This is a genomic window from Sphingomonas sp. PP-CE-3A-406 (genome assembly GCF_003688625.1).
In the GTDB taxonomy this organism is placed as follows: Bacteria; Pseudomonadota; Alphaproteobacteria; order Sphingomonadales; family Sphingomonadaceae; genus Sphingomonas.
This window is the reverse complement of the sequence record NZ_RCWY01000002.1, coordinates 72266-95609: the sequence shown is the minus strand read 5'-3', so window position 1 is coordinate 95609 and position 23344 is coordinate 72266. Positions and strand designations below refer to the sequence as shown.

At 65.8% G+C, this 23344-nt stretch carries 28 protein-coding genes and 1 tRNA gene; 14 read left to right on the top strand and 15 right to left on the bottom strand.

What is annotated here, in order from left to right:
* Positions 1–135: 135 nt before the first annotated feature.
* Positions 136–212: transfer RNA gene (locus tag C8J44_RS06900), tRNA-Arg, on the bottom strand.
* Positions 213–272: 60 nt separating this feature from the next.
* Between C8J44_RS06900 and C8J44_RS06895 the strand changes: the two genes are divergently transcribed.
* Complete coding sequence (locus C8J44_RS06895; RefSeq protein ID WP_121903951.1) at positions 273–1034, top strand: queuosine precursor transporter; 762 nt, start codon at positions 273–275, stop codon at positions 1032–1034.
* Positions 1035–1130: 96 nt separating this feature from the next.
* Here C8J44_RS06895 and purQ read toward each other — a convergent pair whose 3' ends face one another.
* From purQ to purC, 3 genes are read right to left on the bottom strand one after another with little or no spacing between them, the layout of a single operon-like run.
* A complete protein-coding gene (purQ, locus tag C8J44_RS06890; RefSeq protein ID WP_121903950.1) occupies positions 1131–1799 on the bottom strand; it encodes a phosphoribosylformylglycinamidine synthase subunit PurQ in 669 nt (222 codons plus the stop codon).
* The gene (gene purS / locus C8J44_RS06885; RefSeq protein WP_056050714.1) at positions 1796–2026 is read right to left on the bottom strand and encodes a phosphoribosylformylglycinamidine synthase subunit PurS; all 231 of its coding nucleotides are present in this window, start codon (positions 2024–2026) and stop codon (positions 1796–1798) included. Before purS ends, purQ begins: the two co-directional genes overlap by 4 nt.
* The gene (gene purC / locus C8J44_RS06880) at positions 2027–2806 is read right to left on the bottom strand and encodes a phosphoribosylaminoimidazolesuccinocarboxamide synthase (protein WP_056050712.1); all 780 of its coding nucleotides are present in this window, start codon (positions 2804–2806) and stop codon (positions 2027–2029) included.
* A gap of 203 nt (positions 2807–3009) precedes the next feature.
* Between purC and C8J44_RS06875 the strand changes: the two genes are divergently transcribed.
* Together C8J44_RS06875 and C8J44_RS06870 are read left to right on the top strand one after the other, a co-directional pair.
* Positions 3010–3198 carry a type II toxin-antitoxin system HicA family toxin gene (locus tag C8J44_RS06875; protein ID WP_121903949.1) on the top strand — a complete coding sequence of 63 codons (189 nt, stop codon included), beginning with the start codon at positions 3010–3012 and terminating at the stop codon, positions 3196–3198.
* A gap of 40 nt (positions 3199–3238) precedes the next feature.
* Positions 3239–3625, top strand: coding sequence for a type II toxin-antitoxin system HicB family antitoxin (locus C8J44_RS06870; RefSeq protein WP_121903948.1), 387 nt, complete (start codon positions 3239–3241; stop codon positions 3623–3625).
* A gap of 9 nt (positions 3626–3634) precedes the next feature.
* Here the strand turns inward: C8J44_RS06870 and kynU are convergent, their stop codons facing one another.
* Both kynU and C8J44_RS06860 read right to left on the bottom strand, forming a co-directional pair.
* Entirely contained in the window at positions 3635–4849 is a 1215-nt protein-coding gene (kynU, locus tag C8J44_RS06865; RefSeq protein WP_121903947.1) for a kynureninase, read from the bottom strand.
* Positions 4846–5853, bottom strand: a complete 1008-nt coding sequence (locus C8J44_RS06860) for a S9 family peptidase (protein ID WP_259466753.1) — start codon at positions 5851–5853, stop codon at positions 4846–4848. Before C8J44_RS06860 ends, kynU begins: the two co-directional genes overlap by 4 nt.
* A gap of 40 nt (positions 5854–5893) precedes the next feature.
* On the opposite strand from C8J44_RS06860, the gene parC reads away from it, so the two are divergent.
* Positions 5894–8143 (top strand): DNA topoisomerase IV subunit A, encoded by a 2250-nt coding sequence (gene parC, locus C8J44_RS06855; protein ID WP_121903946.1) that lies wholly within the window; start codon positions 5894–5896, stop codon positions 8141–8143.
* A 93-nt stretch (positions 8144–8236) separates the two neighbouring features.
* On the top strand, positions 8237–9907 hold the full coding sequence (locus C8J44_RS06850) for a bifunctional diguanylate cyclase/phosphodiesterase (RefSeq protein WP_121904619.1): 1671 nt from the start codon (positions 8237–8239) through the stop codon (positions 9905–9907).
* 65 nt (positions 9908–9972) lie between these two features.
* On the opposite strand, the gene C8J44_RS06845 is transcribed toward C8J44_RS06850, so the two are convergent.
* From C8J44_RS06845 to C8J44_RS06830, 4 genes are read right to left on the bottom strand one after another with little or no spacing between them, the layout of a single operon-like run.
* The gene (locus C8J44_RS06845; protein ID WP_259466752.1) at positions 9973–11151 is read right to left on the bottom strand and encodes a CCA tRNA nucleotidyltransferase; all 1179 of its coding nucleotides are present in this window, start codon (positions 11149–11151) and stop codon (positions 9973–9975) included.
* Complete coding sequence (locus C8J44_RS06840) at positions 11142–11738, bottom strand: CoA pyrophosphatase (RefSeq protein ID WP_121904618.1); 597 nt, start codon at positions 11736–11738, stop codon at positions 11142–11144. The genes C8J44_RS06845 and C8J44_RS06840 overlap by 10 nt, the downstream gene beginning before the upstream one ends.
* The gene (locus C8J44_RS06835; RefSeq protein WP_060527022.1) at positions 11735–12301 is read right to left on the bottom strand and encodes a DUF1285 domain-containing protein; all 567 of its coding nucleotides are present in this window, start codon (positions 12299–12301) and stop codon (positions 11735–11737) included. Before C8J44_RS06835 ends, C8J44_RS06840 begins: the two co-directional genes overlap by 4 nt.
* Positions 12302–12344: 43 nt before the next feature.
* Positions 12345–12860 (bottom strand): GNAT family N-acetyltransferase, encoded by a 516-nt coding sequence (locus C8J44_RS06830; RefSeq protein ID WP_121904617.1) that lies wholly within the window; start codon positions 12858–12860, stop codon positions 12345–12347.
* A 176-nt stretch (positions 12861–13036) separates the two neighbouring features.
* Here C8J44_RS06830 and C8J44_RS06825 point away from each other — a divergent pair, with 176 nt between their 5' ends.
* Positions 13037–13408, top strand: coding sequence for a dihydroneopterin aldolase (locus C8J44_RS06825; protein ID WP_121903944.1), 372 nt, complete (start codon positions 13037–13039; stop codon positions 13406–13408).
* Positions 13409–13424: 16 nt separating this feature from the next.
* Entirely contained in the window at positions 13425–13718 is a 294-nt protein-coding gene (locus tag C8J44_RS06820; RefSeq protein ID WP_147453149.1) for a Rossmann fold domain-containing protein, read from the top strand.
* Here C8J44_RS06820 and C8J44_RS06815 read toward each other — a convergent pair.
* Complete coding sequence (locus tag C8J44_RS06815) at positions 13715–14599, bottom strand: hypothetical protein (protein WP_183128732.1); 885 nt, start codon at positions 14597–14599, stop codon at positions 13715–13717. The genes C8J44_RS06820 and C8J44_RS06815 overlap by 4 nt on opposite strands.
* Before the next feature lie 224 nt (positions 14600–14823).
* Here C8J44_RS06815 and C8J44_RS06810 point away from each other — a divergent pair, with 224 nt between their 5' ends.
* From C8J44_RS06810 to C8J44_RS06790, 5 genes are all read left to right on the top strand, one after another.
* Positions 14824–15501, top strand: coding sequence for an energy transducer TonB (locus C8J44_RS06810; RefSeq protein WP_056050690.1), 678 nt, complete (start codon positions 14824–14826; stop codon positions 15499–15501).
* A 107-nt stretch (positions 15502–15608) separates the two neighbouring features.
* Positions 15609–16394, top strand: coding sequence for a MotA/TolQ/ExbB proton channel family protein (locus C8J44_RS06805; protein WP_056050688.1), 786 nt, complete (start codon positions 15609–15611; stop codon positions 16392–16394).
* Between the two features lie 97 nt (positions 16395–16491).
* Complete coding sequence (locus C8J44_RS06800; RefSeq protein WP_056050686.1) at positions 16492–16968, top strand: biopolymer transporter ExbD; 477 nt, start codon at positions 16492–16494, stop codon at positions 16966–16968.
* Between the two features lie 59 nt (positions 16969–17027).
* Positions 17028–17456: a biopolymer transporter ExbD gene (locus tag C8J44_RS06795; protein ID WP_056050684.1), complete on the top strand. Its 429-nt coding sequence runs from the start codon at positions 17028–17030 to the stop codon at positions 17454–17456.
* Between the two features lie 197 nt (positions 17457–17653).
* The gene (locus C8J44_RS06790) at positions 17654–18013 is read left to right on the top strand and encodes a M48 family metallopeptidase (RefSeq protein ID WP_121904616.1); all 360 of its coding nucleotides are present in this window, start codon (positions 17654–17656) and stop codon (positions 18011–18013) included.
* 508 nt (positions 18014–18521) lie between these two features.
* Here C8J44_RS06790 and dcd read toward each other — a convergent pair.
* Complete coding sequence (dcd, locus tag C8J44_RS06785) at positions 18522–19076, bottom strand: dCTP deaminase (protein WP_060527027.1); 555 nt, start codon at positions 19074–19076, stop codon at positions 18522–18524.
* Positions 19077–19238: 162 nt separating this feature from the next.
* On the opposite strand from dcd, the gene C8J44_RS06780 reads away from it, so the two are divergent.
* Positions 19239–19937: an HPP family protein gene (locus tag C8J44_RS06780; protein ID WP_121903941.1), complete on the top strand. Its 699-nt coding sequence runs from the start codon at positions 19239–19241 to the stop codon at positions 19935–19937.
* A gap of 4 nt (positions 19938–19941) precedes the next feature.
* On the opposite strand, the gene cdd is transcribed toward C8J44_RS06780, so the two are convergent.
* The 3 genes from cdd to C8J44_RS06765 are packed head-to-tail and all read right to left on the bottom strand — an operon-like array spanning position 19942 to position 21555.
* A complete protein-coding gene (cdd, locus tag C8J44_RS06775; RefSeq protein WP_121903940.1) occupies positions 19942–20391 on the bottom strand; it encodes a cytidine deaminase in 450 nt (149 codons plus the stop codon).
* Positions 20388–21065: a glycoside hydrolase family 25 protein gene (locus tag C8J44_RS06770; protein ID WP_121903939.1), complete on the bottom strand. Its 678-nt coding sequence runs from the start codon at positions 21063–21065 to the stop codon at positions 20388–20390. The genes cdd and C8J44_RS06770 overlap by 4 nt, the downstream gene beginning before the upstream one ends.
* A gap of 7 nt (positions 21066–21072) precedes the next feature.
* A complete protein-coding gene (locus C8J44_RS06765; protein WP_056050677.1) occupies positions 21073–21555 on the bottom strand; it encodes a UPF0262 family protein in 483 nt (160 codons plus the stop codon).
* A gap of 259 nt (positions 21556–21814) precedes the next feature.
* Between C8J44_RS06765 and C8J44_RS06760 the strand changes: the two genes are divergently transcribed.
* Complete coding sequence (locus C8J44_RS06760) at positions 21815–23305, top strand: replicative DNA helicase (protein ID WP_056050676.1); 1491 nt, start codon at positions 21815–21817, stop codon at positions 23303–23305.
* Positions 23306–23344 lie beyond the last annotated feature (39 nt).

The following is a 23344-nucleotide window of genomic DNA, read 5'->3' as shown; positions in this document are numbered from 1 at the left end:
CAATGGATCGTCCGCTGCGCATACCTCCGGGATATATCGTACCAGCGAGGTGTAAGATCATGCGCCGTAGAGCGCGAGCGCCCATGGCACGGTAACGATATCATCCGTGCGAGATACGGGACCGGCAGCGGAAATTGGCGCGCCCGGAGGGAGTCGAACCCCCGACCGAGGAGGTAGAAGCTCCTTGCTCTATCCAACTGAGCTACGGGCGCGCGCTGAGGACCGATTAGCGTGGATTGCGCGCGCTTGGAACCGTCATCATAACGCGCCGCATGGATATCGATCAGGGCAGGGGCGTGGCGTCGGACGCCATCGGAGTCGCCGCGAGCGACGTGTCGGGCGGGCAGTTCCGCTATTATGATTTCGTGATGGCCGCGTTCGTCACGATCCTGCTGCTGTCGAATGTGATCGGCGCGGGGAAGCGCGCGGTGATCGACCTGCCGTTCATCGGCGCGTGGCCGTTCGGCGCGGGGATCCTGTTCTTTCCGGTCAGCTATGTGATCGGCGACGTCCTGACCGAGGTGTACGGCTATGCGCGAGCGCGGCGCTGCATCTGGGCGGGGTTCGGCGCGATGCTGTTCATGGTGTTCATGTCGGCGGTCGTCGTCGCCCTGCCGCCCGATGTCGGCTGGACGGGCCAAGCGGCGTATGAGTCCGTGTTCGGACAGGTGCCGCGAATCGTGTTCGCGTCGATCTGCGCATTCTGGGTGGGCGAGTTCGCCAACAGCTTCGTGCTCGCGCGGATGAAGATCTGGACGCAGGGGCGGATGCTGTGGACGCGGACGATCGGCAGTACGATCGTGGGGCAGGCGTTCGACAGCCTGATCTTCTACCCGCTCGCGTTTTACGGCGCACCGGACTGGCCGGTCCACGCTATGCTAATGGTGATGGTCAGCCAGTTCCTGCTGAAGGTGTCGTGGGAGGTGCTGCTGACGCCGCTGACGTATGTCGCGGTCGGGTGGCTCAAGCGGCGCGAGGGTGTGGACGTGTATGATCGAGGGACGGACTTCTCGCCGTTCCGCACGCGGGTTTGAGCGCCGTCCGTCATCCCAGCGAAAGCTGGGATCCAGAGCCAAACGCGGATGCGCTCGTGGCTCTGGATTCTGGGTCGAGCCCAGGATGACGAAGGGTTAGGCGCTGACGGCTTCGAGCAGGCCCTCGAACAAGCGCCGTCCGTCGGTGCCGCCGTGCGCGGCTTCGATGCGACGCTCGGGATGTGGCATCATGCCGAGCACGTTGCCCTTGTCGTTCAGCAGGCCAGCAATGTTGCGCGCCGAACCGTTGACGCTCTCGGCATAGCGGAACGCCACGCGGCCTTCGCCTTCGAGGCGGTCGAGCGTCTCGGTATCGGCGAAGTAATTGCCGTCATGATGCGCGACCGGGAACGAGACGCGCTCACCAGCGGTATAGCCCGACGTGAACGTCGAGCTTGCCGTCTCGACCGTCAGCGCGACGTCGCGACAGACGAAATTCAGCCCCTCGTTGCGCATCAAAGCGCCGGGCAGGAGCCCCGCTTCGGTCAACACCTGGAAGCCATTGCAGATACCGAGCACGGGCAAGCCCTTGCCCGCCTGCTCGACGACCGCGCGCATGATCGGCGACCGCGCCGCGATTGCGCCCGAGCGGAGGTAGTCGCCGTACGAGAACCCACCGGGCACCGCGACCAGCCCGACATCCGCCGGCAAGTCCGCATCACCGTGCCAGACCATGAGCGGCTTGACGCCGGTCACCGCCTCCAGCGCGACGGCGATGTCGCGGTCGCAGTTGGAGCCCGGAAAGACGATGACGGCGGTCTTCATGCGCGCTCGACCCGGTAATTCTCGATCACCGTGTTGGCGAGCAGCTTGCGGCACATGCCGTCGATCGTCGCGTCGTCGGTATCGTCGGCGACTTCCAGTTCGATCAGCTTGCCTTGGCGGACGTCCTGCACGCCGTCGAAGCCGAGGCTGCCGAGCGCGTGGTGGATCGCCCGGCCCTGCGGATCGAGCACGCCGGGCTTCAATGTCACGAAAACCTTGAGTTTCATTTACTTGCCCCGGTTCTTGCGATGCTTTTCGAGGTCGAGAACGGCGTTGTCAGCCCCTTCGGGGAGCAGGCCAAGACGGCGTGCAACCTCTTGATACGCTTCGACTTCGCCGCCGAGATCGCGACGGAAGCGATCCTTGTCCATCTTCTCGTTGGTTTCCATGTCCCACAGGCGGCAGCCATCGGGGCTAATCTCGTCGGCGAGGATGATGCGACCGAAGTCGTTGTCGAAGATGCGGCCGAATTCGAGCTTGAAGTCGACCAGGCGGATGCCGACGCCGGCGAACAGCCCGCACAGGAAATCGTTCACGCGGATCGCGAGGTCGGCGATGTCGTGCATCTCCTCCTGGCTTGCCCAGCCGAACGCGGCGATGTGTTCGTCGGAGATCATCGGATCGCCGAGCGCATCGTCCTTGTAGTAATATTCGATGATCGTGCGGGGCAGCTTGGTGCCCTCCTCGATCCCGAGACGCGTCGAGATCGAGCCCGCAGCGACGTTGCGCACGACGACTTCGATCGGGACGATCTCGACCTGGCGGATCAACTGCTCGCGCATGTTGAGACGGCGGATGAAATGCGTCGGCACGCCGATATGATCGAGCAGCGTGAAGATGTGCTCGGAAATCCGGTTGTTGAGCACGCCCTTGCCGTTGATCGTGCCCTTCTTCTGGGCATTGAACGCGGTCGCGTCGTCCTTGAAATACTGGATCAGCGTGCCCGGCTCGGGACCCTCGTAGAGGATCTTGGCCTTGCCTTCGTAGATCTGGCGGCGGCGAGCCATGCGCGGTCCCCTGGAAATCGAGCGATGAAAATCGAGCGGCCCCAGCCTACGCGAGATCGTTCGCGAAGCCGAGGCCGGAATAGGCCGCGCCTATAGGCGAAGGGTGCGAGGGGTGCAATCGCGGCGTCAGCTGCGACTATGGTTGCAACGCGAACCGTTGAAACCCTGTACTGCATTGTGTATAAGTGTGTATCAGGGCGGGTATGCGAAGTGCCGAGATCATCAAACGGATTAGCAAAGCCGGTTGGGTCGAGGTCCGGCAAACCGGATCGCACAGGCACTTTCGTCACGCGACATTGCCGGGAACGGTGACTGTGCCGCATCCCAAATCGGAGATGGCGATCGGTACGCTCAAAAGCATCGAGCGGCAGAGTGGCGTGCGGCTTCGCTAGGTGCGCGGCTTGGTTACATTCCTTGAAGGATTTGAGAGTCATGGCGATCGTCCACTACCCTGCCATTATCGAGCGCGCAGATACCGGCTTCGGCGTATTTTTCCCTGACTTACCCGGATGTACCTCGGCGGGCGTGACGATGCAGGAGGCGGCGCTTGGCGCGGAGGAGGCGTTGAGCGGCCATCTGGCGATCATGGCGCAATATGGCGATCCAATTCCTGAGCCGTCAGCGATCGACACGATCGCACTTGATCCGGACGTCGACGAGGCGGCTCGCGTGCTGGTTCGCGGTGATCGGCCCGGGCGGGCAGTGCGCGTGCAGGTTTCGATCGACGAAGGTTTGCTCGCGCGGATCGACCGTGTCGCGAGCAATCGGTCGGGATTCCTGGCGGACGCGGCCAGAGCAAAGCTCGCAGCGATGGGATGAGGTTCGCCCTTACGTGACCGCCAGGCGTTGGGAGAAGGCTGGATCGCGCCACGCTTCGGTTTCGATCGTTTCGTGCAGGATTTCGGCAGCACGCCAGACATCCTCATGGCTGAGATATAGCGGCGTGAGCCCCAGCCGGAGGATATCGGGGTCGCGGAAGTCACCGATGACGCCTCTAGCTATGAGTGCTTGGGTCAAGGCGTAAGCGTGCGGGTAGCGGAAGCTGATGTGGCTGCCGCGTTTGGCGGGGTCTCGGGCGCTTACGCAGTCGAGACCCAATGCGTCGCCGGCTGCGGCAAGGATGTCGAACAATTGAGCGCTCTTGGTAGCGATGAGTTGCTGGTCGATGTCGGCCCAAAGGTCGAGTGCGGTTTCGAGGGCGGCGGTCGAGAGCATCGCGGGGGTGCCGGCGAGCCAGCGCTTCATGCCGGGGGCGGGGCGGTAGGCGTCCTCGAACGCGAACGGCGCGGCGTGGCCCATCCAGCCGGAGAGCGGGCTGGCTAGCGCGTGCTGCCAGCGCTTGGCGACGTAGAGGAACGCGGGCGCGCCGGGGCCGCCGTTGAGGTATTTGTACGTACAGCCGACCGCGAGATCGGCGTTCGCGCCGTCGAGGTCGATCGGGACCGCCCCGACGCTGTGGCTCAGGTCCCAGAGCATGAGCGCGCCGGCTTCGTGGGCGCGGGTAGTCCAGGCGGCCATGTCGAAGCGGTCGCTGGTCTTGTAGTGCACGTGGGTGAGCAGCAGCACCGCGGTGTCGTCGTCGAGTGCGGCGGCAAGGTCCTCGCGGACGACGACCTTCAACCGCGCGCCGGGGACGCAGGCGACAGCGCCTTCCGCGATGTGGAGATCGGTGGGGAAGTTGCCGGCCTCGCTGATGACGGTGTGGCGGTCGAGGTTGCTGCGGAGAGCGGCGACCAAGGCCTTGAAGAGGTGCGTCGAGGTGGTGTCACCGATGATCACCTCGTCCGCGGCCGCGCCGATCAGCGGGGCGATCTTCGCGCCGATCCGCTGGGGGGCCTCGATCCACCCTTCGTTCCAGCTGCGGATGAGGCGGTCGCCCCATTGGCGCGTTGCGACGTCGGCGAGCGCGGCGGGCGTGGCCTTGGGAAGCGCACCGAGCGAGTTGCCGTCGAGGTAGATCACGCCCTTGGGGAGCGCGAACTTGTCGCGGTAGGCGGCGAGCGGATCGGTCGCGTCGAGCGCGCGGGCGTCTTCGAGCGTCACTGGCTCTTTCCGAAATAGGTCAGGATCAGGCGTTTAGCCTCGGCCCAGGCAGGCGTTTCCGGCGTGATCAGTTCGACATGGCCGGTCGCAGGAATGGTGTGTAGCGTGGCGGTGTCGCCGGCCGCCTTGGCCTTGGCGATGTAGTCGGTCGCCATCACGAAGGGGATGATCCGGTCTTCGCGGCCGTTGATCAGGTCCTGCTTTACGCCGAGCGGCAGCAGGCGCGGGACCGAGGTGTCGGCGTACACGTCCGGATGCTGCGGCGTGGGCGCGCCGACCAGTTTCGCGACGACTTCGGTGCCGCAGCCATTGTCGGCGTTGGTCGCGGTGGCTTCGAGATCGGGCAGACCGCCGAGGCTGATGACCTGGCGGATGCGGAGCGGCTGCGCGGTATGGAGGGAGCTCGACGCGGGGATCTTGGGGCGGGCGGCGAGCCAGAGCGCGAGGTGGCCACCGGCCGAGTGACCGATCGCAAGCACGCGGCGCGTATCCAGGTTGAACGTCTTGGCGCTGACCTTGAGTTGGTCCGCGGCCGTCGCAGCGTCCGCGAACGTCCCCGGATAGCCGCCGCCGGTCCGGTCGACGCCGCGATAGTCGATGTTCCAGACCGCGATGCCGGCGTTGCGGAGGTCGTCGGCGATCCAGTTCATCAGGCTGCGATCGGCGATGCTCGTCGTCCAGCAGCCGCCATGCACCATCACGACGACCGGGAACCGGCCCTTTCCGCGCGCGCCCTTAGGGAGCCAGACGTCGACCTTCTGCATCGGGTCGATGCCATAGTCGACGGTTGCATCGGGCGTCGGTTTGGGCAGCTTGGTCAGGTCGGGCCAGGTCAACAGCTTGGGCGGCGGGGGAGCGGGCGTTTGCGCCATGACAGGCGTGGAGATCGCGGCGAGCGCGAGAAAGGCGAGGCGGATCATCGGGTTGGTGTAGCGGGCTCGATCGACCGCGTCATGCGGGCATATCGTCGCGTCGGGGCATGCCGCAGGGTTCGTTGCGTTCATGCTTTGATCGTTTCGCTCGCGGCTGCTATCGCTGCGCGCAATGGCCACCGATTTCAAAGATCCGTTCGACTCCATCGTCGACGCCCCCTTCGATAGCGCGTTGTCCGAGCGGTATCTCGTCTATGCGCTATCGACGATCACCGCGCGGTCGCTGCCCGACGTTCGCGACGGGATGAAGCCGGTGCATCGGCGCCTCTTATGGGCGATGCGACTGCTCAAGCTCGACCCGGCGCAGGGGTACAAGAAGTGCGCGCGCGTCGTCGGCGACGTCATCGGTAAATATCATCCGCACGGCGACCAGTCGGTCTACGACGCGATGGTCCGCTTGGCGCAGTCGTTCGCGATGCGCTATCCGCTGGTCGACGGGCAGGGCAATTTCGGCAACATCGACGGCGATAATGCCGCCGCCTATCGCTACACCGAGGCGCGGCTGACGCAGGTCGCGATCGACCTGATGGACGGGCTCGACGAGGACGCGGTCGCGTATCGCCCGACGTACAACGGCGAGGATCACGAGCCCGAGCTGTTCCCGGGGCTGTTCCCGAACCTGCTGGCGAACGGCGCGGCCGGGATTGCAGTCGGCATGGCGACGAGCATCCCGCCGCACAATGCGGCCGAGTTGCTGGAGGCGGCGATCGTGCTGATCGATACGCCCGACGCGGACGATGCCGCGATCCTGAGCCACGTGAAGGGCCCCGATTTCCCGACCGGTGGACTCGTCGTCGATCCGCCTGCGGTAATCCGCGAATCCTACGCGACCGGGCGTGGTGGCTTCCGCGTCCGCGCGCGCTGGGAAACCGAGCGCGAGAAGGGTGGCGGCTGGCAGCTGATCGTCACGGAAATCCCGTACGGCGTGCAGAAGGGCAAGCTGATCGAGCAGATCGCCGACCTGATCAACGCCAAGCGCCTGCCGATCCTCGCCGACGTGCGCGACGAATCGGATACCGAGATCCGCATCGTGCTCGAACCGCGCAGCCGCACGGTCGATCCGCAGATCCTGATGGACGGGCTGTTCCGGCTGACCGATCTCGAGACGCGGATCAGCCTCAACCTCAACGTGCTCGACAAGGATCGCACACCGCGCGTGATGTCTCTGCGCGAGGCGCTGGCGGCGTGGGTCGATCACCAGTTCGTCGTGTTGCGCCGGCGGACCGAGCACCGCTTGGCGAAGATCGCCGACCGGGTCGAACTGCTCGACGGCTATCTGATCGCGTATCTCAATCTCGACCGCGTGATCGAGATCATCCGCACCGAGGACGAGCCGAAAAAGGTGATGATCGCCGAGTTCGCGCTCACCGATCGCCAGGCCGAAGCGATCCTCAACATGCGGCTGCGCAGTCTGCGGCGCCTGGAAGAGTTCGAGATCAAGACCGAGCGCGACAAGCTCGACAAGGAGCAGGCGACGCTCGCCGCCTTGCTGGCGGATCCGAAGAAGCAGCGCGCGCGGATGAAGCGCGACATGGCGAAGATCCGCGACCGCTATGGTCTGGAGACGGTGCTCGGCAAGCGGCGCACGACGATCGAGGAGCACGCCCCGACGCGCGATATCCCGCTCGAGGCGATGATCGAGCGCGAGCCGATCACCGTGATCCTGTCGCAGCGCGGCTGGATCCGCGCGATGAAGGGGCACAATGATCTGGCGAGCCCGGAGGCGCTGAAGTTCAAGGAGGGTGACGGCCCGGCCTATGCGTTCCACGCGCAGACCACCGACAAGCTGTTGCTCGCCGCCGAGAACGGGCGGTTCTACACGCTGGCGGCGGACAAGCTGCCGGGCGGACGCGGGTTCGGCGAGCCGGTGCGCGCGATGATCGATCTCGACGGCAGCGTCGGGATCGTCGCACTGCTGCCCGCGAGCAAGCATCCCAAACTGCTGGTCGTTGCCACTGACGGCCGTGGTTTCTCCGTGAGCAGCGCCGAAGTGATCGCCGAGACCCGCAAGGGCAAGACGGTGATGACGCCGCGGCCGGGTGCGCAGCTGAAGATCGTCCGTCCGATCGGCCCCAATGACGATTACGTCGCGGCGATCGGCGATAACCGGAAGATGCTGGTGTTCCCGCTCGCCGAACTGGTCGAGATGACGCGCGGGCAGGGGCTTCAGTTGCAGCGCTATCGCGACGGCGGGCTGGCGGATGCGATCACGTTCACGTTCGCCGAGGGCCTGAGCTGGGCGATGGGCGGCGGTACCGGTCGGACCAGAACCGAATCGGACCTTGGACCGTGGCGGGCGGCGCGCGGCGCGGCCGGAAGAATGCCACCGACCGGGTTCCCGCGCGATAATCGCTTTGGCTAGCGTACCGTAAACCAACGACTTAACGCGATATGACGAAATGAACCGATGCGGTTCCTTCAGTTCGTCTTAACGAAGGACGTGTATGCAATCGGTATGGCATCGACAGCCCCGGATGCGACGACGCACCTGACGACCGCGACCGATCTGGTTTCGCGCGCGCTGGAACTCATTCCCATTCCGGCCGTGCATATCCATCTCAATGATGGGGCTTTCGAGCTCTTTGCGATGAACCGGGCCTACCGTCTCGCGGGACTGGGCGTGGTTGCCGAGCGATCGCCGATGATCGTCGACCTCGGGCCGCGAATTCGGGCGTTTCTCGAGAGCCAGCAGCTGCGGATCGATACCGACTGGACGCTGGGGGATGCGGTCGACTGCCGCTATTACCGCGTGACGATGGCGCGGACGTTCGCCTGGATGCACGACCGGTGCACGGTGAGCTTCATCGACCAGACGTCGCAGATCCAGACCGAGCGTAGCCTCCGACGCGAAATGACGACCGACAGCCTGACCGGGCTGCCGAATCGGGAGGGATTCGAGGAACTGATCGAGACCGTGCCCGACCGTAGCATCAGCGCGGTGCTCGCGGTCGATATCGATCGGTTCGGTCGGCTGAACTCGTGCCTGGGATCGCTCGCGGGCGACGAGCTGCTGATCACCGTGGCGCGGCGGATCAAGGGTGCGTTGCGCGGACGGGACATGCTCGCGCGGATCGGTGGCGATCAGTTCGGGATCCTGATGACCATCGACGACGATCGGGAGGAGGCCCACGCGCTCGCCGAACGGATCCAGCGGACGCTGACCACGCCGTTCCGGCTGACCGACTACGAGATCAGTGTCGAGTGTTCGGTGGGTATCGCCTATGGTGGGGACGACGCGAGCGATGTCGCCGAACTGATCCGCCACGCCCAGTTCGCGGTGAAGCGCGCCAAGGCGAGCGGCCTTGCCGAGAGTTATCTGCCACAGGATTTCGCGATCGCGCGCGCGCAGTTCAGCATGGAAACCGCGCTGCGCCGGGCGATCGAGAACCGCGAGCTGCGGCTTGCGTATCAGCCGATCTGCGATCTTTCCAGCGGCCGGATCGTCTCGTTCGAAGCGTTGGCGCGGTGGACCGATGCGAGCGGTCAGCGCCATTGCCCGACCACCTTCATCCCGGTGGCCGAGGAATCCGGGCTGATCGTGCCGCTGGGACGCTGGGCGATCGACGAGGCGGCCCGAACGCTCGCGGCCTGGGATGCGCGGTTTGGCGGCGATTGCGGCGTCCGGCTGGCGGTGAACCTGTCGGCGATCCAGCTCCAGCGCGACGCGATCGCACCCGTGGTGGAGGCCGCGCTCGCATCGACCGGGCTCGCGGGCGACCGGTTCACGCTCGAATTGACCGAGAGCGCGATCGTCACCGATCCGGATCGTATCGCCAAGACGATGCACGCGCTGAAGGCGCTCGGCACGACGCTCGCGATGGACGATTTCGGAACCGGCTATTCGAACCTCGCCTACCTCCAGAAGCTGCCGATCGACGTGCTCAAGATCGACCGCAGCTTCGTCACCGGCATGCTCGCGGACCGCGACAAGGTCTCGATCGTCCGCGCGATCCTGAGCCTGGCGCAGGCGCTGGGCATGAAGACGACCGCGGAGGGCGTCGAGACGTTCGACCTGGCGCAGACGCTGACCGCGCTCGGGTGCACCTATGGGCAGGGATATTTCTACGCGCGACCGCTCGAAGCGGATGCGGCGTATGCGATGATCGTTCCCGCCGAGGCCGGCTAGACCCGGCGAATGCATCGTCGTCGCCTCAGCCTCGCCAGGTTGGAGCCGGGGCTGGGAAGCGGAGCCTAAAGTACCGCCGCTGCGACCATTTCATCCGCGATGACCGTGACCCTCGCTGCATCCGGAAAGCCCTCTGCGATCCATCGCGTCTCGACCTGGCGAAGCATCGCGGCGACCTCCGGCCCCCTGCGCAGACCGCGTTCCACGAGCGCCCCGCCGGAGAACGGGAAGGCGGGCGGCGTCCAGTCCTTGATCGGCGTGACGTCTTCGCCGGCGATCAAGAGGCGGTCGATCGCGACGGTCATGCCGGTGCGGTAGGCGAGTGCCTGCGGGCCTTCGGTGCCCGGCCCGGCGGTGGCGGCGATCAGGCGCTTGCGGTCGGTGTTGGACAGCTTCAGACGCGCGCCGACGGCTTCGGCCGCTGCGGGAGCGATCGTCATCGCGAGCCGACGGATCGGGTCCGGCGCGATGCCGGCCGCGGCTTCGCGGTCGGCGAGAAGAGCGAGGCGCTCGGCACCGGCCGCATCGATCTCCGGCAAAACCGCACGGAAAATGCCGCGCTCGACCATCAGGGCGACCACAGGCACGGCGTTGGCCGCGACCAGCAGCTTTAGCACTTCGCTCGCGACGCGTTCGCGCGAGAGCGCCATCAGGTCGTTGGCGCGTGCGGTGCAGGCGTCGAGCCCGGCTTCGTCGATCGCGGTGCCGAACCGCGCGTGGAAGCGGAAGAAGCGGAGGATGCGAAGGTGATCCTCGGCAATCCGTTGCAACGGGTCGCCAATGAAGCGGACGCGCCGGGCCGCGAGATCGTCCAGGCCGCCGAAATAATCGAAGATCTCGCCCGTCGCCGGGTCGGCGTAGAGCGCGTTCATCGTGAAGTCGCGGCGCGCCGCATCCTCGCGCCAGTCGTCGGTATAGGCGATGATCGCATGGCGACCGTCGGTCGAGACGTCGCGGCGCAGCGTCGTCACCTCCACCGGTCCTGCGGCGGTGACCGCGGTGATCGTGCCGTGTGCGAGCCCGGTCGGGACCGCCTTGATCCGCGCATCCTGCAGCCGCTCGATCACCTCCTGCGGGGGCAGGCGGGTGGCGATATCAACATCGGCGACGTCGATCCCGAGCAGAGTATCGCGCACCGCGCCACCGACGAAGCGCGACTCGCCCTCCACCGCGCCGAGAACCTTGGTCAGTGCTTCCAGGCCGTCACGGTCGCGCCACGGCGCAGCCGGGAGTATCAAGACCACCTCAGGCGGCGCGCGAGGTTGACGATCATCGCTGCGGTCGCACCCCAGATACGGCGCTCGTTCCACATGATCTCGTAATAATGCCGGTCGTGGCCCTGCCATTCGAGCGTCGCCTCGACATGGTTCGCCTCGTCCAGCAGGAATGCGAGCGGGACTTCGAAGACGCTGGCGACTTCCGCTTCGCTCGGTGTGAAGACCAGGTCGGGCGGGATGATCCCGATCACCGGCGTCACCTGGAACCCGGTGACGGTGCGGTAGCTGTCGGCCTCGCCGATCACGCGGACCTCGTCGCGGGGGAGGGCGATCTCCTCGTCGGCCTCACGCAGCGCAGCGGTGACGACGTCCTCGCCGGGATCGATCCGACCGCCGGGGAACGCGATCTGGCCGGGGTGGCGGCTCATCGTGTCGGTGCGCTGCGTCAGGATCACGCCCGGATCGGCGCGGTCGGTCACCGCGATCAGCACCGCGGCGGGAAGCAACGTGTCGGCGGCGGTGAGATCGCCGTCATGCTGGTCGCCGGTGAGCAGGATCATGTGCGACCCGGCGCCCTTCGCCAGCGCCGCGGTCAGCCGTTCCGTCAGGTTCATGCAGCGGGCTCCAGCGGGAAAAACGCGCCATCGCTCCACAACCCGGCGGGAGTCGCGTCGTCGGCGATCGCGCGCTCGGCGAGTTCGTAATAGACCGAGCGCACGACCAGCGCCTCCATCCCGCCGCGCACCGCGAGGTAGGGGCGCGGGCCATCCGTATCCTCGACGAAGCGCAGCGGATGCTCGGGGCCTGCGGTGACGAGGTCGCCGGTGTTGAGCCGGAAGGCGAGCTTCGAGTCGCGACCGCTGCCCTCCGCCTTCATCTCGACCGCGATGAAGGCGGCGTCCTCGACCTCGATATCGAGCTTTTCGACCGGCGTGACGAGCACGTGGCTGCCATCGGGTTCGCGGCGCAGGATCGTCGAGAACAGCCGTACCATCGCCGGCCGGCCGATCGGCGAGCCCTGATGATACCAGGTCCCGTCGCGCGCGATCCGCATCTCGCTGTCGCCGCAATGCGTCGGATTCCATTTCTCGACGGGCGGGAGCTTGGCTTCCTCGACCAGCCGCGCGATTTCCGCGAGGCTGAGCGAGGCGATATCGGGGATGGGGTCCATGGGCATGGCGGCGGACTAGGCGGGCAGGGGGGCTAGGTAAAGCGGCGGCTTATGCGGATGCGGTGACTGGCAGGCGCGGACCCAGCATTCCGGTGCCATCCGGGACCGCTTCGCCGCGGGCGAGCAGGCGGTGGCGCTCGACCGGGCCGGGCGCGTTCCAGCGGGCGGTGCGGTCTGCTGTGAACCCGAAGAACCGGCCATAATAGTCGGGATCGCCGATCAGCATGAGCGCGTCGCCGAGGCCGTTCGCGGTGGCGGCATCGAGTACCTGCGCGACGAGGCTGCGGCCGATTCCGTCGCCTTGCCGGGTGGGGGCGACGGCGACCGGACCGACCATCACCAGCGGGCTCTCGCGGTGGTCGTCGATCAGCGCGATCGGCCAGCACTGTATCGAGCCCACCAGCGCGCCGTCCTCGACCGCCGCGAAGCTGAGCGCGGCGATCGGCCTGCCGGGGCCCCGGATCTTGTAGGCGGTGCGCGTGAACCGATCGGGACCGAAGGCGGCATCGAGCAGCATCTCGACCGCGGTCGGATTGATCGTGTCGAGGGGGACGAGCGTAATCACCGGCATCTCCTGCCCCGAAGGCGTCCGAGCATGAACGGCGAGGGCAGCGCGCTTTAGCCTTGGCGAGGCTGAACGCAAGAATAACCGGGGGTGAGACTCGCGTAAGCCATCGGCATCGCATCGCCCCGTCGAAGAGCCGACTTTCATCTCGGCGTGCGTCTGCTAGAGGCGCGGCGATGGAAGACAGTCTTCAACTCGAAGTCCACGATCTCGAAGTGCAGGTCCTGACCGGCATCTATTCGGAGGAGACGCACCTGCCGCAGCCGCTGCGGATCTCGCTGACCGTCGACATGGTCTGCCCGAAGCGCTTCGCGCCGGATACGCCGCTGTCGGCGTCGAAGAACTACCTCGACCTGAAGAACGCGGCGACCACCGCGCTGCCATCCGGCGTGCATTTCACGCTGATCGAAGGCGTCGCGGATCATATCTGCGAGACGCTGTTCCTGCAGGATGCGCGCGTGCTGCGCGTGCAGGTGAAGATCGTCAAACTGGCGATCGCCGAGGCGGACGAAGCGATCGGCGTGACTCTCGTCCGCCATCGCCGCTGATCAGCGGAGCCGAATGGTGCGGCTGACTCTCGAGTCGGACGGCGACATCGTCTCGTTGATCCGGAGTGCCGAGGCCGAGTCGATCGTCGTCGTCGTCGTACAGCCATCCGCGAACGCGCTCTGGACCGCGTTGGCGCGCGCTGCGATTCCACCGCTGGCGATCGAGCGCGCGCCGGGCTGCCGGGTCAACGCGGTATTCGCCGAGGAGGGCGCGTGCGACGCCGATGTCGATGCCGCCGCGGAGTTCCTCGACTGCGCCCGATCGACCACCGGCCAGATCATCGACGTCCGCCCGCCTGCGCTCGGCTAGAGTTTGCGCGTTCGACCGCAGGGGCCGAGCGCCTTCAGCACGAAGGCATAGTCCTCGCGCGCGACGACCGCGTCGGCGGCTTCGAGCGACGTGGTGCTGTGATCCGGCAGCGTCGACGGCAGCGCGCACGTCAGACGATACCACAGCAATGTCTCGGGCTTGGGCGGGGCGGCCGATTCGTCGACGATCTCGCTCAGCGCCACCGCCCAGCGCGGTTGCTCGCCGGGGCGACGCAGGATCGACAGCGATACGGGGCGCTGATCGGCGGTCGTCAGGAAGATCTGCGTTTCGCCCTCGCCGGGCAGCGCGCCGGCCACATGGAAGGCATTGCCGACACCGGTGATGACCGTCGGCGCATCGGCGGCCAGGGCCGCTTCCGCGATCTGGCGGACGGTGGCCTGCGCGGCGGGCGTCCAGTCGATCTGCGCATCCGGCGCGACGAGCTGCACCTGGTTGACCGAGCCGGCGACCGGCCGCGCGAACAGCAACACCCGCGCCTTCTTGAATTTGGGGATGCGGCCGCGCGCATCGGGCGCGACGTCGAGCAGGTAGCCGATTCGGGGCGGCAGGCCGTTTGCGCCCCGGATCAGCGTCCCGACATCGACCTCGACATAAAGTCTAACCTGTCCCGAAGTGAGACCAGGTGCCTCCGACGGCTTGATCCGGACGGTCGATCGGACGGTCGCATCGGCGATCACGGGCGCGGACAGGACGAGATCGGCTAGGTCCGAATATTGGAAGGACGATGCCGCCGACGACGGCACGGATGAAGGCGCATTTGTCGGATAACGGGGGGAAACGGCGGTTTGGGACGCAGAAATCGGTCCCGCCGCCAAAGCGATGATGCTGACGCAAGCCGTAACGTGAAAGGAGATTTTCATCGCTTTGCGCTACGCCATCGGAGCTGAACGATACAGAAATAATTCTGCCATCCCGAGGTTGTACGTTTGTTGCGTCCGACAAAGCGTTTGCGTGTCGCGGAACGTGGCGATAGGACTCGGGTACTGCCCCGTGGTTATTCCGGCCAACGGCAGACGTATGCGTCGCGCACTTGGTGCGAACACGTGCGTACGGAGCAGGCAGATTAAGGGAGTGTCGTTTCTGAATGGCCTATACTGACCAGAAGATGTCCGGAGGCAAAATCGTCGCGATCGTGATCGTCGCGCTGATTCATGCGGCCTTGGGCTACGCTTTCGTCACGGGCCTCGCGTATCAGTACGTGAAAAAGGCCCAAGAAAAGATGACGACGTTCGACGTGGAGCCGCCGCCGCCGCCGCCTCCGCCCGACGAGCCCCCGCCGCCGCCGCCTGACCAGCCCAACCTGCCGCCGCCACCGACCACGGTCGTGACGCCGCCGCCGGTCGTTGTAACGCCGCAGCCAGCGCCCGCGCTGACGACGTCGAGCATCATCCCGAAGTTCCAGCCGACGGCACCGCCGGCACCGCCGTCGCCGGCGGTGGCGCCAGCGCCGCCCGCTCCGGTGGTCAGCAAGGCAGCCGGTGCGAAGGGTGATCCTGCGCAGTGGGTTTCGACGGACGATTATCCGCCGAGCTCGCTGCGTGCCGAGGAAGAAGGGACCGTCGGGATCGCCTGGGACATCAACACCCAGGGTCGCGTCGAGAACTGCCGCGTCACATCGTCGAGCGGATCGTCCGCGCTGGATCGGGCCGCTTGCGCCGCGATCACACGGCGTGGTCGGTATTCGCCGGCAGTGGACACGGCGGGCAATCCGATCCGGTCGAGTTCTTCGCGTCGCGTGACGTGGAAGATCCCGCCTCAGTGATTTGGGCCAGGGATTATCGGGCCTGATGATTTGGGCCCGATACTCTGGTCAGTTTACGCTGCACCTTTCGTTTCAGACATAGACTATAGTCAGAGGACTAACCGAACATGATCACCACCATTCTTGCAGCGGCAGCGCCCGCCGCAGCCGACGCCAACCCGTACGGCCTGCAAGCCGCACTCCGCGAGGGCGGCCTGATTTCGCAGACCGTGTTCGGCATCCTCGTGCTGATGTCGGTCGTGTCGTTCTACATCCTGTTCTCGAAGCTGTTCGAGCAGCAGAAGATCATCGGCCAGGGCAAGCGCGTCCGTCAGGCCTTCTGGTCGTCGAACAGCCTCCGCGAGGGTTCGGCCAAGCTCGAGAAGAACTCGGCCTACAAGCAGATCGTCGACGACGGTCTGGCCGCTCAGGAGCAGCATTCGAAGCTGACCGATCCGGTCGAGGCACATGACTGGCTGCACGGCTCGCTGGCGCGTTCGGAAGCTGCGATCAACTCGAAGCTGGGTGGCGGTCTCGCCTTCCTCGCGACGGTCGGTTCGGTCTCGCCGTTCATCGGTCTGTTCGGTACGGTTATCGGCATCTACCGCGCACTGGTTAAGATCGGCGCATCGGGCCAGGCATCGATCGACAAGGTTGCAGGGCCGGTCGGTGAAGCACTGATCATGACCGCCCTCGGTCTGGTCGTCGCGGTTCCTGCCGTTCTGTCGTACAACTGGCTGCAGCGCCGCAACAAGTCGATCGCAGAGGACCTGTCGGCCTTCTCGAACGACGTGCTCGGCTTCCTGGCGTCGAACGGTGCGGTTCGCCCGGCGATCGCTGGTCCTGCTAAGCCGGTCACGAAGCCTGCCACGACGACCACGACTGCCGGCCAGACCGGTGGCGTGCCGCGCTAATCAAGATGCGCAAAAGGCGGGGCTGCTGTCCGCAGCGGCTCCGCTTCATTGCCGCCGGCAGTTCCGGTGGCGATCAAATGGATAGGATAGTTCGCACATGGCGATGAGTGTTGGTGGCGATTCCACCGAGAGTTCGATATCGGACATCAATACGACGCCGCTGGTCGACGTCATGCTCGTGCTCCTGATCATCTTCCTGGTGACGACCACGGTCGCGGTCCAGGCGGTGCAGCTGAAGCTGCCGGATGTTCGCTTCGATCCGACGATGACCAAGCCCGAGAACGTCTCGCTCTCGGTGACGTCGGCCAACGGACAGTGCCAAGTATATTGGGGTCTTTCCCCGGTGACTCACGAAGAGTTGCTGCAGCGGGGCGTCGACAAGCTGAAGGCGGAGATCGCGCGTCAGGGCGGTGCCAATGCCGCTGGCCTCGAATTGCCCGAGGCGCATATCCGCGGCGACGTGAACGCACCGTATCGCTGCATCGGCGCCACGATCTACACGATGCAGCAGGCCGGGTTCGCCCGTGTAGGCTTCATCTCCGAACCGCCTCCCGGCGTCACCACCGAACGTTGATGCGGAACGCTGATGCCGACCGCTGACGGTGGCTCGGACGTATTTAGGAGTAGTATAAAATGGCAATGAGCGGCGGCAAAGAAGACGGCGCGCCGATGATGGAAATGAACATGACGCCGTTGATCGACGTCCTGCTCGTTCTCCTCATCATGTTCATCATCACGATCCCGATCCAGACGCATGCGGTCAAGGTGGACCTTCCGGTCAACAGCCCGAACCAGCCGCAGAACCCGGTCAATCCCGAGAAGAACAAGATCTCGATCGATCCGGCGGGTGTCGTGGCGTGGAACGGAGCGCCGGTCGATGAGGTCACGCTGCGCCAGTATCTGGATCAGAGCGCTGGCATGACGCCGGAGCCCGAACTCCACTTCCAGCCTGATCCGCAGGCGAAGTATGAAGTGGTCGATCGCACGCTCGCGGTGATCAAGCGGTCCGCGATCACGAAGCTCGGCTTCATCGGCAACGAGCAGTACCGCAACGACTTCTAAGTCAGCGTACAGCATCGAACGTCCAAAGGGCGGTCCTCCGGGACCGCCCTTTTTTTTGTTGTCCGCCACAGGACGGACGGGAGGAGGGGCCTCTCACGAGAAGTTGATCGATGTACTTGTATGACGGTCTTCAAAGTGACACACCGTTGTCACAAAAATGAAACCTTCGGATCGGCGGAGGTCAGTGGAGATGGATGATGCGCAAGACCGTCCTGTTCGTTCTCACAATCCTGGGCACGGCAACGCCGGCGCTGGCAGGATCGTCCCCAACCATGGATCGTACCGGCTATACGGCGATCGCGGCGGGCGACCTCTCGACGGCGGAACAGCGCATCGTCGCCGAGCGGAAGATCTTCCCGCAGCGTCCCGAACTGATGATCAATCTGGCGTCGGTGTATCACCGGACCGGTCGCGACTCGGAAGCCCGCGCGCTGTATGCGGCGGTGCTGGAACGGCCGGCGGTCGCGATGGACCTGCCGTCGGGCGCAGTGGCATCGTCGCACGATCTCGCGAGCCGGGCGCTCGCCCGCCAAACCCAGCAGATCGCGACTCGCTGAGCAGGAACTCGCGGTCGTGATGGCAGGCTCTTAGTACGAGAGCGCGAGTGGCCTCGGCGCGGCCCCGATGGCGGGGGCAGCGCCCTGTAAAGGGCTGCGCCATTCTTGTTCTCCCGCGAAGGCGGGAGCCCAGTCTGGGTCCCCGCCTTCGCGGGGAAACAAGCCGGGCTGCGGTTGAGAGGGTATGGAGCGGGCAAGGAGCAGCCGAGCACGAGGGTGGTCGAACGTGTAGCCTGGCGGGGGGATCGTCCGCGATTGGACGGCATCCCTAGAGCTGGGACGATCCGTGTCCGATCTTGCCGACCGCCAGGTGAGGTTCGTTTCTTGCCATTTCGACCCCGACCTTCGCCGGGAGGGTGCGGGGAGCTACAGGTCAACCGCTATCCCCCCGCGATAGCGTGCCGCGGGCAACCAATCTGCGGCGGAAGCGGGCAATCTGCAGACCCCGAGCAAAGGTGGAGCGAGTCCCACACCTTCCGCCGTTGCCAGCCTCGGGTGGCCCTAAGCCCTAGAGCCGCGGCAACGTCACCCCGCGCTGGCGCATGTATTTGCCCGCGCGGTCTGCGTAGCTGACTTCGCAAGGCTCGTTCCCCTTGAGGAACAGGAACTGGCACGCGCCTTCGTTGGCGTAGATCTTGGCCGGCAGCGGGGTGGTATTCGAGAACTCCAGCGTCACATGCCCCTCCCATTCGGGCTCGAGCGGGGTGACGTTGACGATGATCCCGCACCGCGCATAGGTCGACTTGCCGAGGCAGATCACCAGCACGTCGCGCGGCACGCGAAAATACTCGACGGTCCGCGCCAGTGCGAAGCTGTTCGGCGGAATGATGCACACGTCGGTTTTGCGGTCGACGAAGCTGTTGGCCGCGAAGTCCTTCGGGTCGACGATCGCGCTGTCGACGTTGGTGAAGATCTTGAACTCGTCGGCAACGCGCGCGTCATAGCCATAGGAGGACAGACCGTACGAGATGCAGCCATCGCGGCGCTGCGCCTCATGGAACGGTTCGATCATCGCGTCGCCGAGCGCGCGCTCGCGGATCCAGCGGTCGGACATCACGGACATGGTAGCTCCTCTTCGGGGTGCGCTTTCGCCCGGATGCGGCGTCACGGCAAGGGGGCACGCTCGCGACGTCATGCAGGATCGCAAACTCACGGGGACTCGCGTCGCGCGGATGACTTGCCGTCCGCGAGGCCCTACGCACGCGGATCAATCGCAGGGGTCAAGATGCGCGCGTTCGTTCCGATACTCGCCGGTGTCACTTTACGCAGTCGGCTGCTCGCATGTCTGGGTGCGTGCCTCGGCATAGCGCTGACCAGCGCCATCAGCGCGACCATCATCCACCCGCACGGATCGTTGCTGCTCCTGGTCGCGCCGATGGGCGCCGCGGCGGTGCTGGTGTTCGTGGTGCCCGCCAGCCCGCTCTCGCAACCCTGGTCGGTGATCGGCGGCAACGTGATCTCGGCGCTGGTCGGCGTCGCTGCTCTGAAGCTCGTGCCGATCCCGGTCCTTGCCGCCGGACTCGCGGTGGGCGGCGCGATCCTCGCAATGTCGCTGACGCGGTCGTTGCATCCGCCGGCGGGTGCGGTGGCACTGACAGCGGTGCTTGGCGGCCCGGCGGTGTGGGACGCAGGGTTCGGGTTCGCGCTGGTGCCGATCGCCGTCAATTCGGTCGCGTTGGTCGGATTGGGCGTGGCGTTTCATCGGCTCACCGGGCAGCGCTATCCACACCGGCCGGTGCCGACCAGCGACCCCGCGCGCGAACCCGAAGCGACGATGCTGACCGCTACGGATCTCGATCTCGCGCTGATCGACCTGGGCGAGACGCTCGACGTCGGTCGGGAGGACCTCGACGAATTGCTCCGTCGTGTCGAGCATCACGCGATCCGCCGCCGCGCGCTGGCCGGGCCAATCACGCGACGCTGATCGGTCAGCCTATTCCGAGATCCGCCGGACCGAACGCGTCGGGCAGCAGTTCCGAGACGGTATAGGTGCGGATCGCGTCGCCTTCCGCCGCGCCGCAATGCACCGGCAGGTCGCGGCCGCCCATCTGTGCGGCTTCGTTGATGACCTGGCGACAGCGGCCGCACGGGCTGACGGGGGACGTGCCGGTTGCGCGGCCCTCGGCATCCATCGCGCCGCCGATCACGCCGATCGCGACGATATCGCGGAGCCGGCCCGCCGCGCTGGCGGTGGCGATCGCGACTGTTTCCGCACACAGCGACAGGCCGTAGCTCGCATTCTCAAAATTGGCGCCGGTGATGACGCTGCCGTCGTTCAGCAAGACTGCCGCCCCGACCGCGAACCGCGAATAGGGCGCGTGGGCGTTGCGCGCGGCGTCGCGTGCTGCCGCCACGAGTTGCGTTGCTTGTTCAGTCATGATGCCACCACGTCCCAGTTCACCGGTCCCTCGATCCCGTCGATGCGGCGGAAATCGCTGGCCCGCCACATCCGCCACGGCCGCGCGGTGTAGTCGGGCTTTAGGATATTCTCTACCGCCCATAGCGGCCGCGGCACGGCGTCCGACAGCGTGTATTGCGAGTCCACCGCCTTGCTGATCCGTAGCATGACCGGCTGGCGGGTATGCGTTTCGACCATCGTCACGAACTGCGCGATGTCGGCGATCAGCCTCGCGCGGTCGGGCCGCGCGGTGCAGTCGTCGTGGAACGCGATGTCGACAGCGGTCGGCAACGCGTCCGACGTCCGCGGCACGAAGGTGTTGAACGCGTTCGCCTGCTCGTCCGCGCGCTGGCATAAGGAATAGACATGAACCGCACCACGTCGCAGGCCGGCGTCGGGCAACGCCGCCCAGTTCGCCTCGAACGCCGCATCGCGGCGGTCGGTCCCCGACGTCGCGACGATATACGCGAAGTCGGCACCGCTCGCGCGCACCGTGCCCCATTCGACCGGGCCGGGGTTTTCGGCGAGGTCGATGCCCTGCAACGGGTAGTGCTTGACGTCGGGGTGCCAGCCGGTTGCCGCGGTCCAGCCGCAGATGCCGACGAAGCCGGTTGCGGCCAGCGCGGCCGCGAATTTCAAAAGTGCGTGAGCCATGGGTCTTCTAGTTGCGGATGTGGAGGACGCAGATCAGCGTGAACAGCCGTCGCGCAGTGTCGAAATCGACCTCGATCTTGCCGTCGAGACGCTCTTTCAGCAGCTCGGCGGCCTCGTTGTGGACGCCCCGGCGGGCCATGTCGACCGTCTCGATCTGCGCCGGGGAAGATTGCCGGATCGCTTGGTAATAGCTGTCGCAGATCGCGAAATAATCGCGGATCGGTCGGCGGAAGCGCCCGAGCGCGAGCACCAAAGTCTCGAGATGCGTGTCGTCTTCGCGGTGAATATGGATGCCGAGGCGTCCTTCTTCCGACTGGAGCTTGATCTTGTACGGCCCCGCATAGCCGTCGGCATAGGCTCGCTGCGGGGCGAAGTGATTGCCCTCGATCAGGTCGAAGATCGCGATCCGCCGCTCCTGCTCGACGTCGGGCGAGCGCCAGCCGAGACTGGTCTCGTCGAGTTGCACGTCGATGATCCGCGGGTCGGCCATACCGGTTCGATAGCGGGGGTCGTATCGCCTGTCACTTGGTCTGAACACGCGGACGCCAAGAGCTAGACGCGCTCCCCTCCCTGGAAGGGAGGGGCTGGGGGTGGGTAGGCCAGCTCTGGCCGCAACCGTTCCATGATCCGGAACCCGCCCCACCCCCGACCCCTCCCTTTCAGGGAGGGGCGCAGAAGGAGGCGACTTATCCCCACATTCCGTCGCAGTGCGCTTGGACCGGAAGGTCAGCATCGCGTAGGTGAAGGGGATGGCAACTCTCGCATTCCCCGTTCCCGCGGTCCCCGAACCGCAGCAACTTCCCCGCAACGTCGAGGCCGAGGCCGCGATGCTCGGCGCGATGATGATCGACAACCGGCTCGCGGACGACCTCGTCGACAAGCTCGAACCGGGGCATTTCTTCGAGCCCGTCCACGGACGGATCTTCGCCGCGATCAAGACGCTGCGCGGCAATGATATGCTGGTGACGCCGGTGACGCTGCGGCCGATGTTCGACGCGGACGAGGGTATGCGCGAACTCGGCGGGCCGGCGTATCTGGCGGGGCTGACGGGTAGCGGCGCAGGCCTGATCGGCGCGCGCCAGTTCGCGCAGCAGATCTACGACCTGGCGATGCTCCGTGCGCTCGTGTCGGTCGGCCGGACGCTCGTCGATCGCGCGATGGACACCTCCGAGGAGGTCAATCCGCGCGCGCAGATCGAGTTGGCCGAGGAGGAGCTGTTCAAGGTCGCGGCGGATGGCGGCTCCGAGAATACGGTGAAGTCGTTCGCGCAAGCGACCACCGCGGCGGTCAAGATGGCCGAGCGCGCGCTGAACTCTGGCGGCAACCTGTCGGGCGTCACCACCGGTATCGATTCGATCAACGCCAAGATCGGCGGCATGCATCACAGCGATCTCATGATCCTCGCCGGTCGTCCGGGCATGGGCAAGACCTCGCTCGCCACCAACATCGCGTTCAACGCCGCGCGGCGCTGGATGCGCGACATGGCCGACGGCATCGCCCCCAAGGACTCGGTCGGCGCGAAGGTCGCGTTCTTCTCGCTGGAGATGTCCGCGGATCAGCTGGCGACGCGTATCCTCGCCGAGCAGTCGCAGATTAGTTCCGAATCGCTCCGCATGGGTAAGATCAGCCGCACCGAGTTCGCGCAGCTCGCTGCTGCCGCTGCCGAGCTGGAGAACCTTCCGCTGTTCATCGACGATACCGGCGGTCTCTCGATCGGCGCGCTGCATACGCGCGTCCGCCGGTTGCAGCGCCGGCACAACAACGAGATCGGGCTGGTGGTGGTCGATTACCTCCAGCTGCTGTCGGGCTCTGGCAAGAGCAAGGACGGCAACCGCGTCCAGGAAATCTCCGAGATCTCGCGCGGCCTGAAGACCTTGGCGAAGGACCTCAACGTCCCGGTGCTGGCGCTGTCGCAGCTGTCGCGTGCGGTCGAATCGCGCGAGGACAAGACGCCGATGCTGTCGGATCTTCGCGAGTCCGGCTCGATCGAGCAGGACGCGGACATGGTCTGGTTCGTATATCGCGAGGATTATTACGTGGCGTCGAAGGAGCCCAAGCGGCCGGCGGAAGGGGATAGCTCGAAGATCTTCGAGGACCATGCGTCGTGGGCGGCGGAGATGGAGCGGGTCTACGGCCTGGCGGAACTGATCATCGCCAAGCAGCGCCACGGCGCGACCGGCAAGGTGCGGATGAAGTTCGATCCGACGATCACCAAGTTCTCGGATCTCGCCGAGTATTGAGTGTCTGAGTCCCTCGCCCCTCCGGGGAGAGGGAAGGGG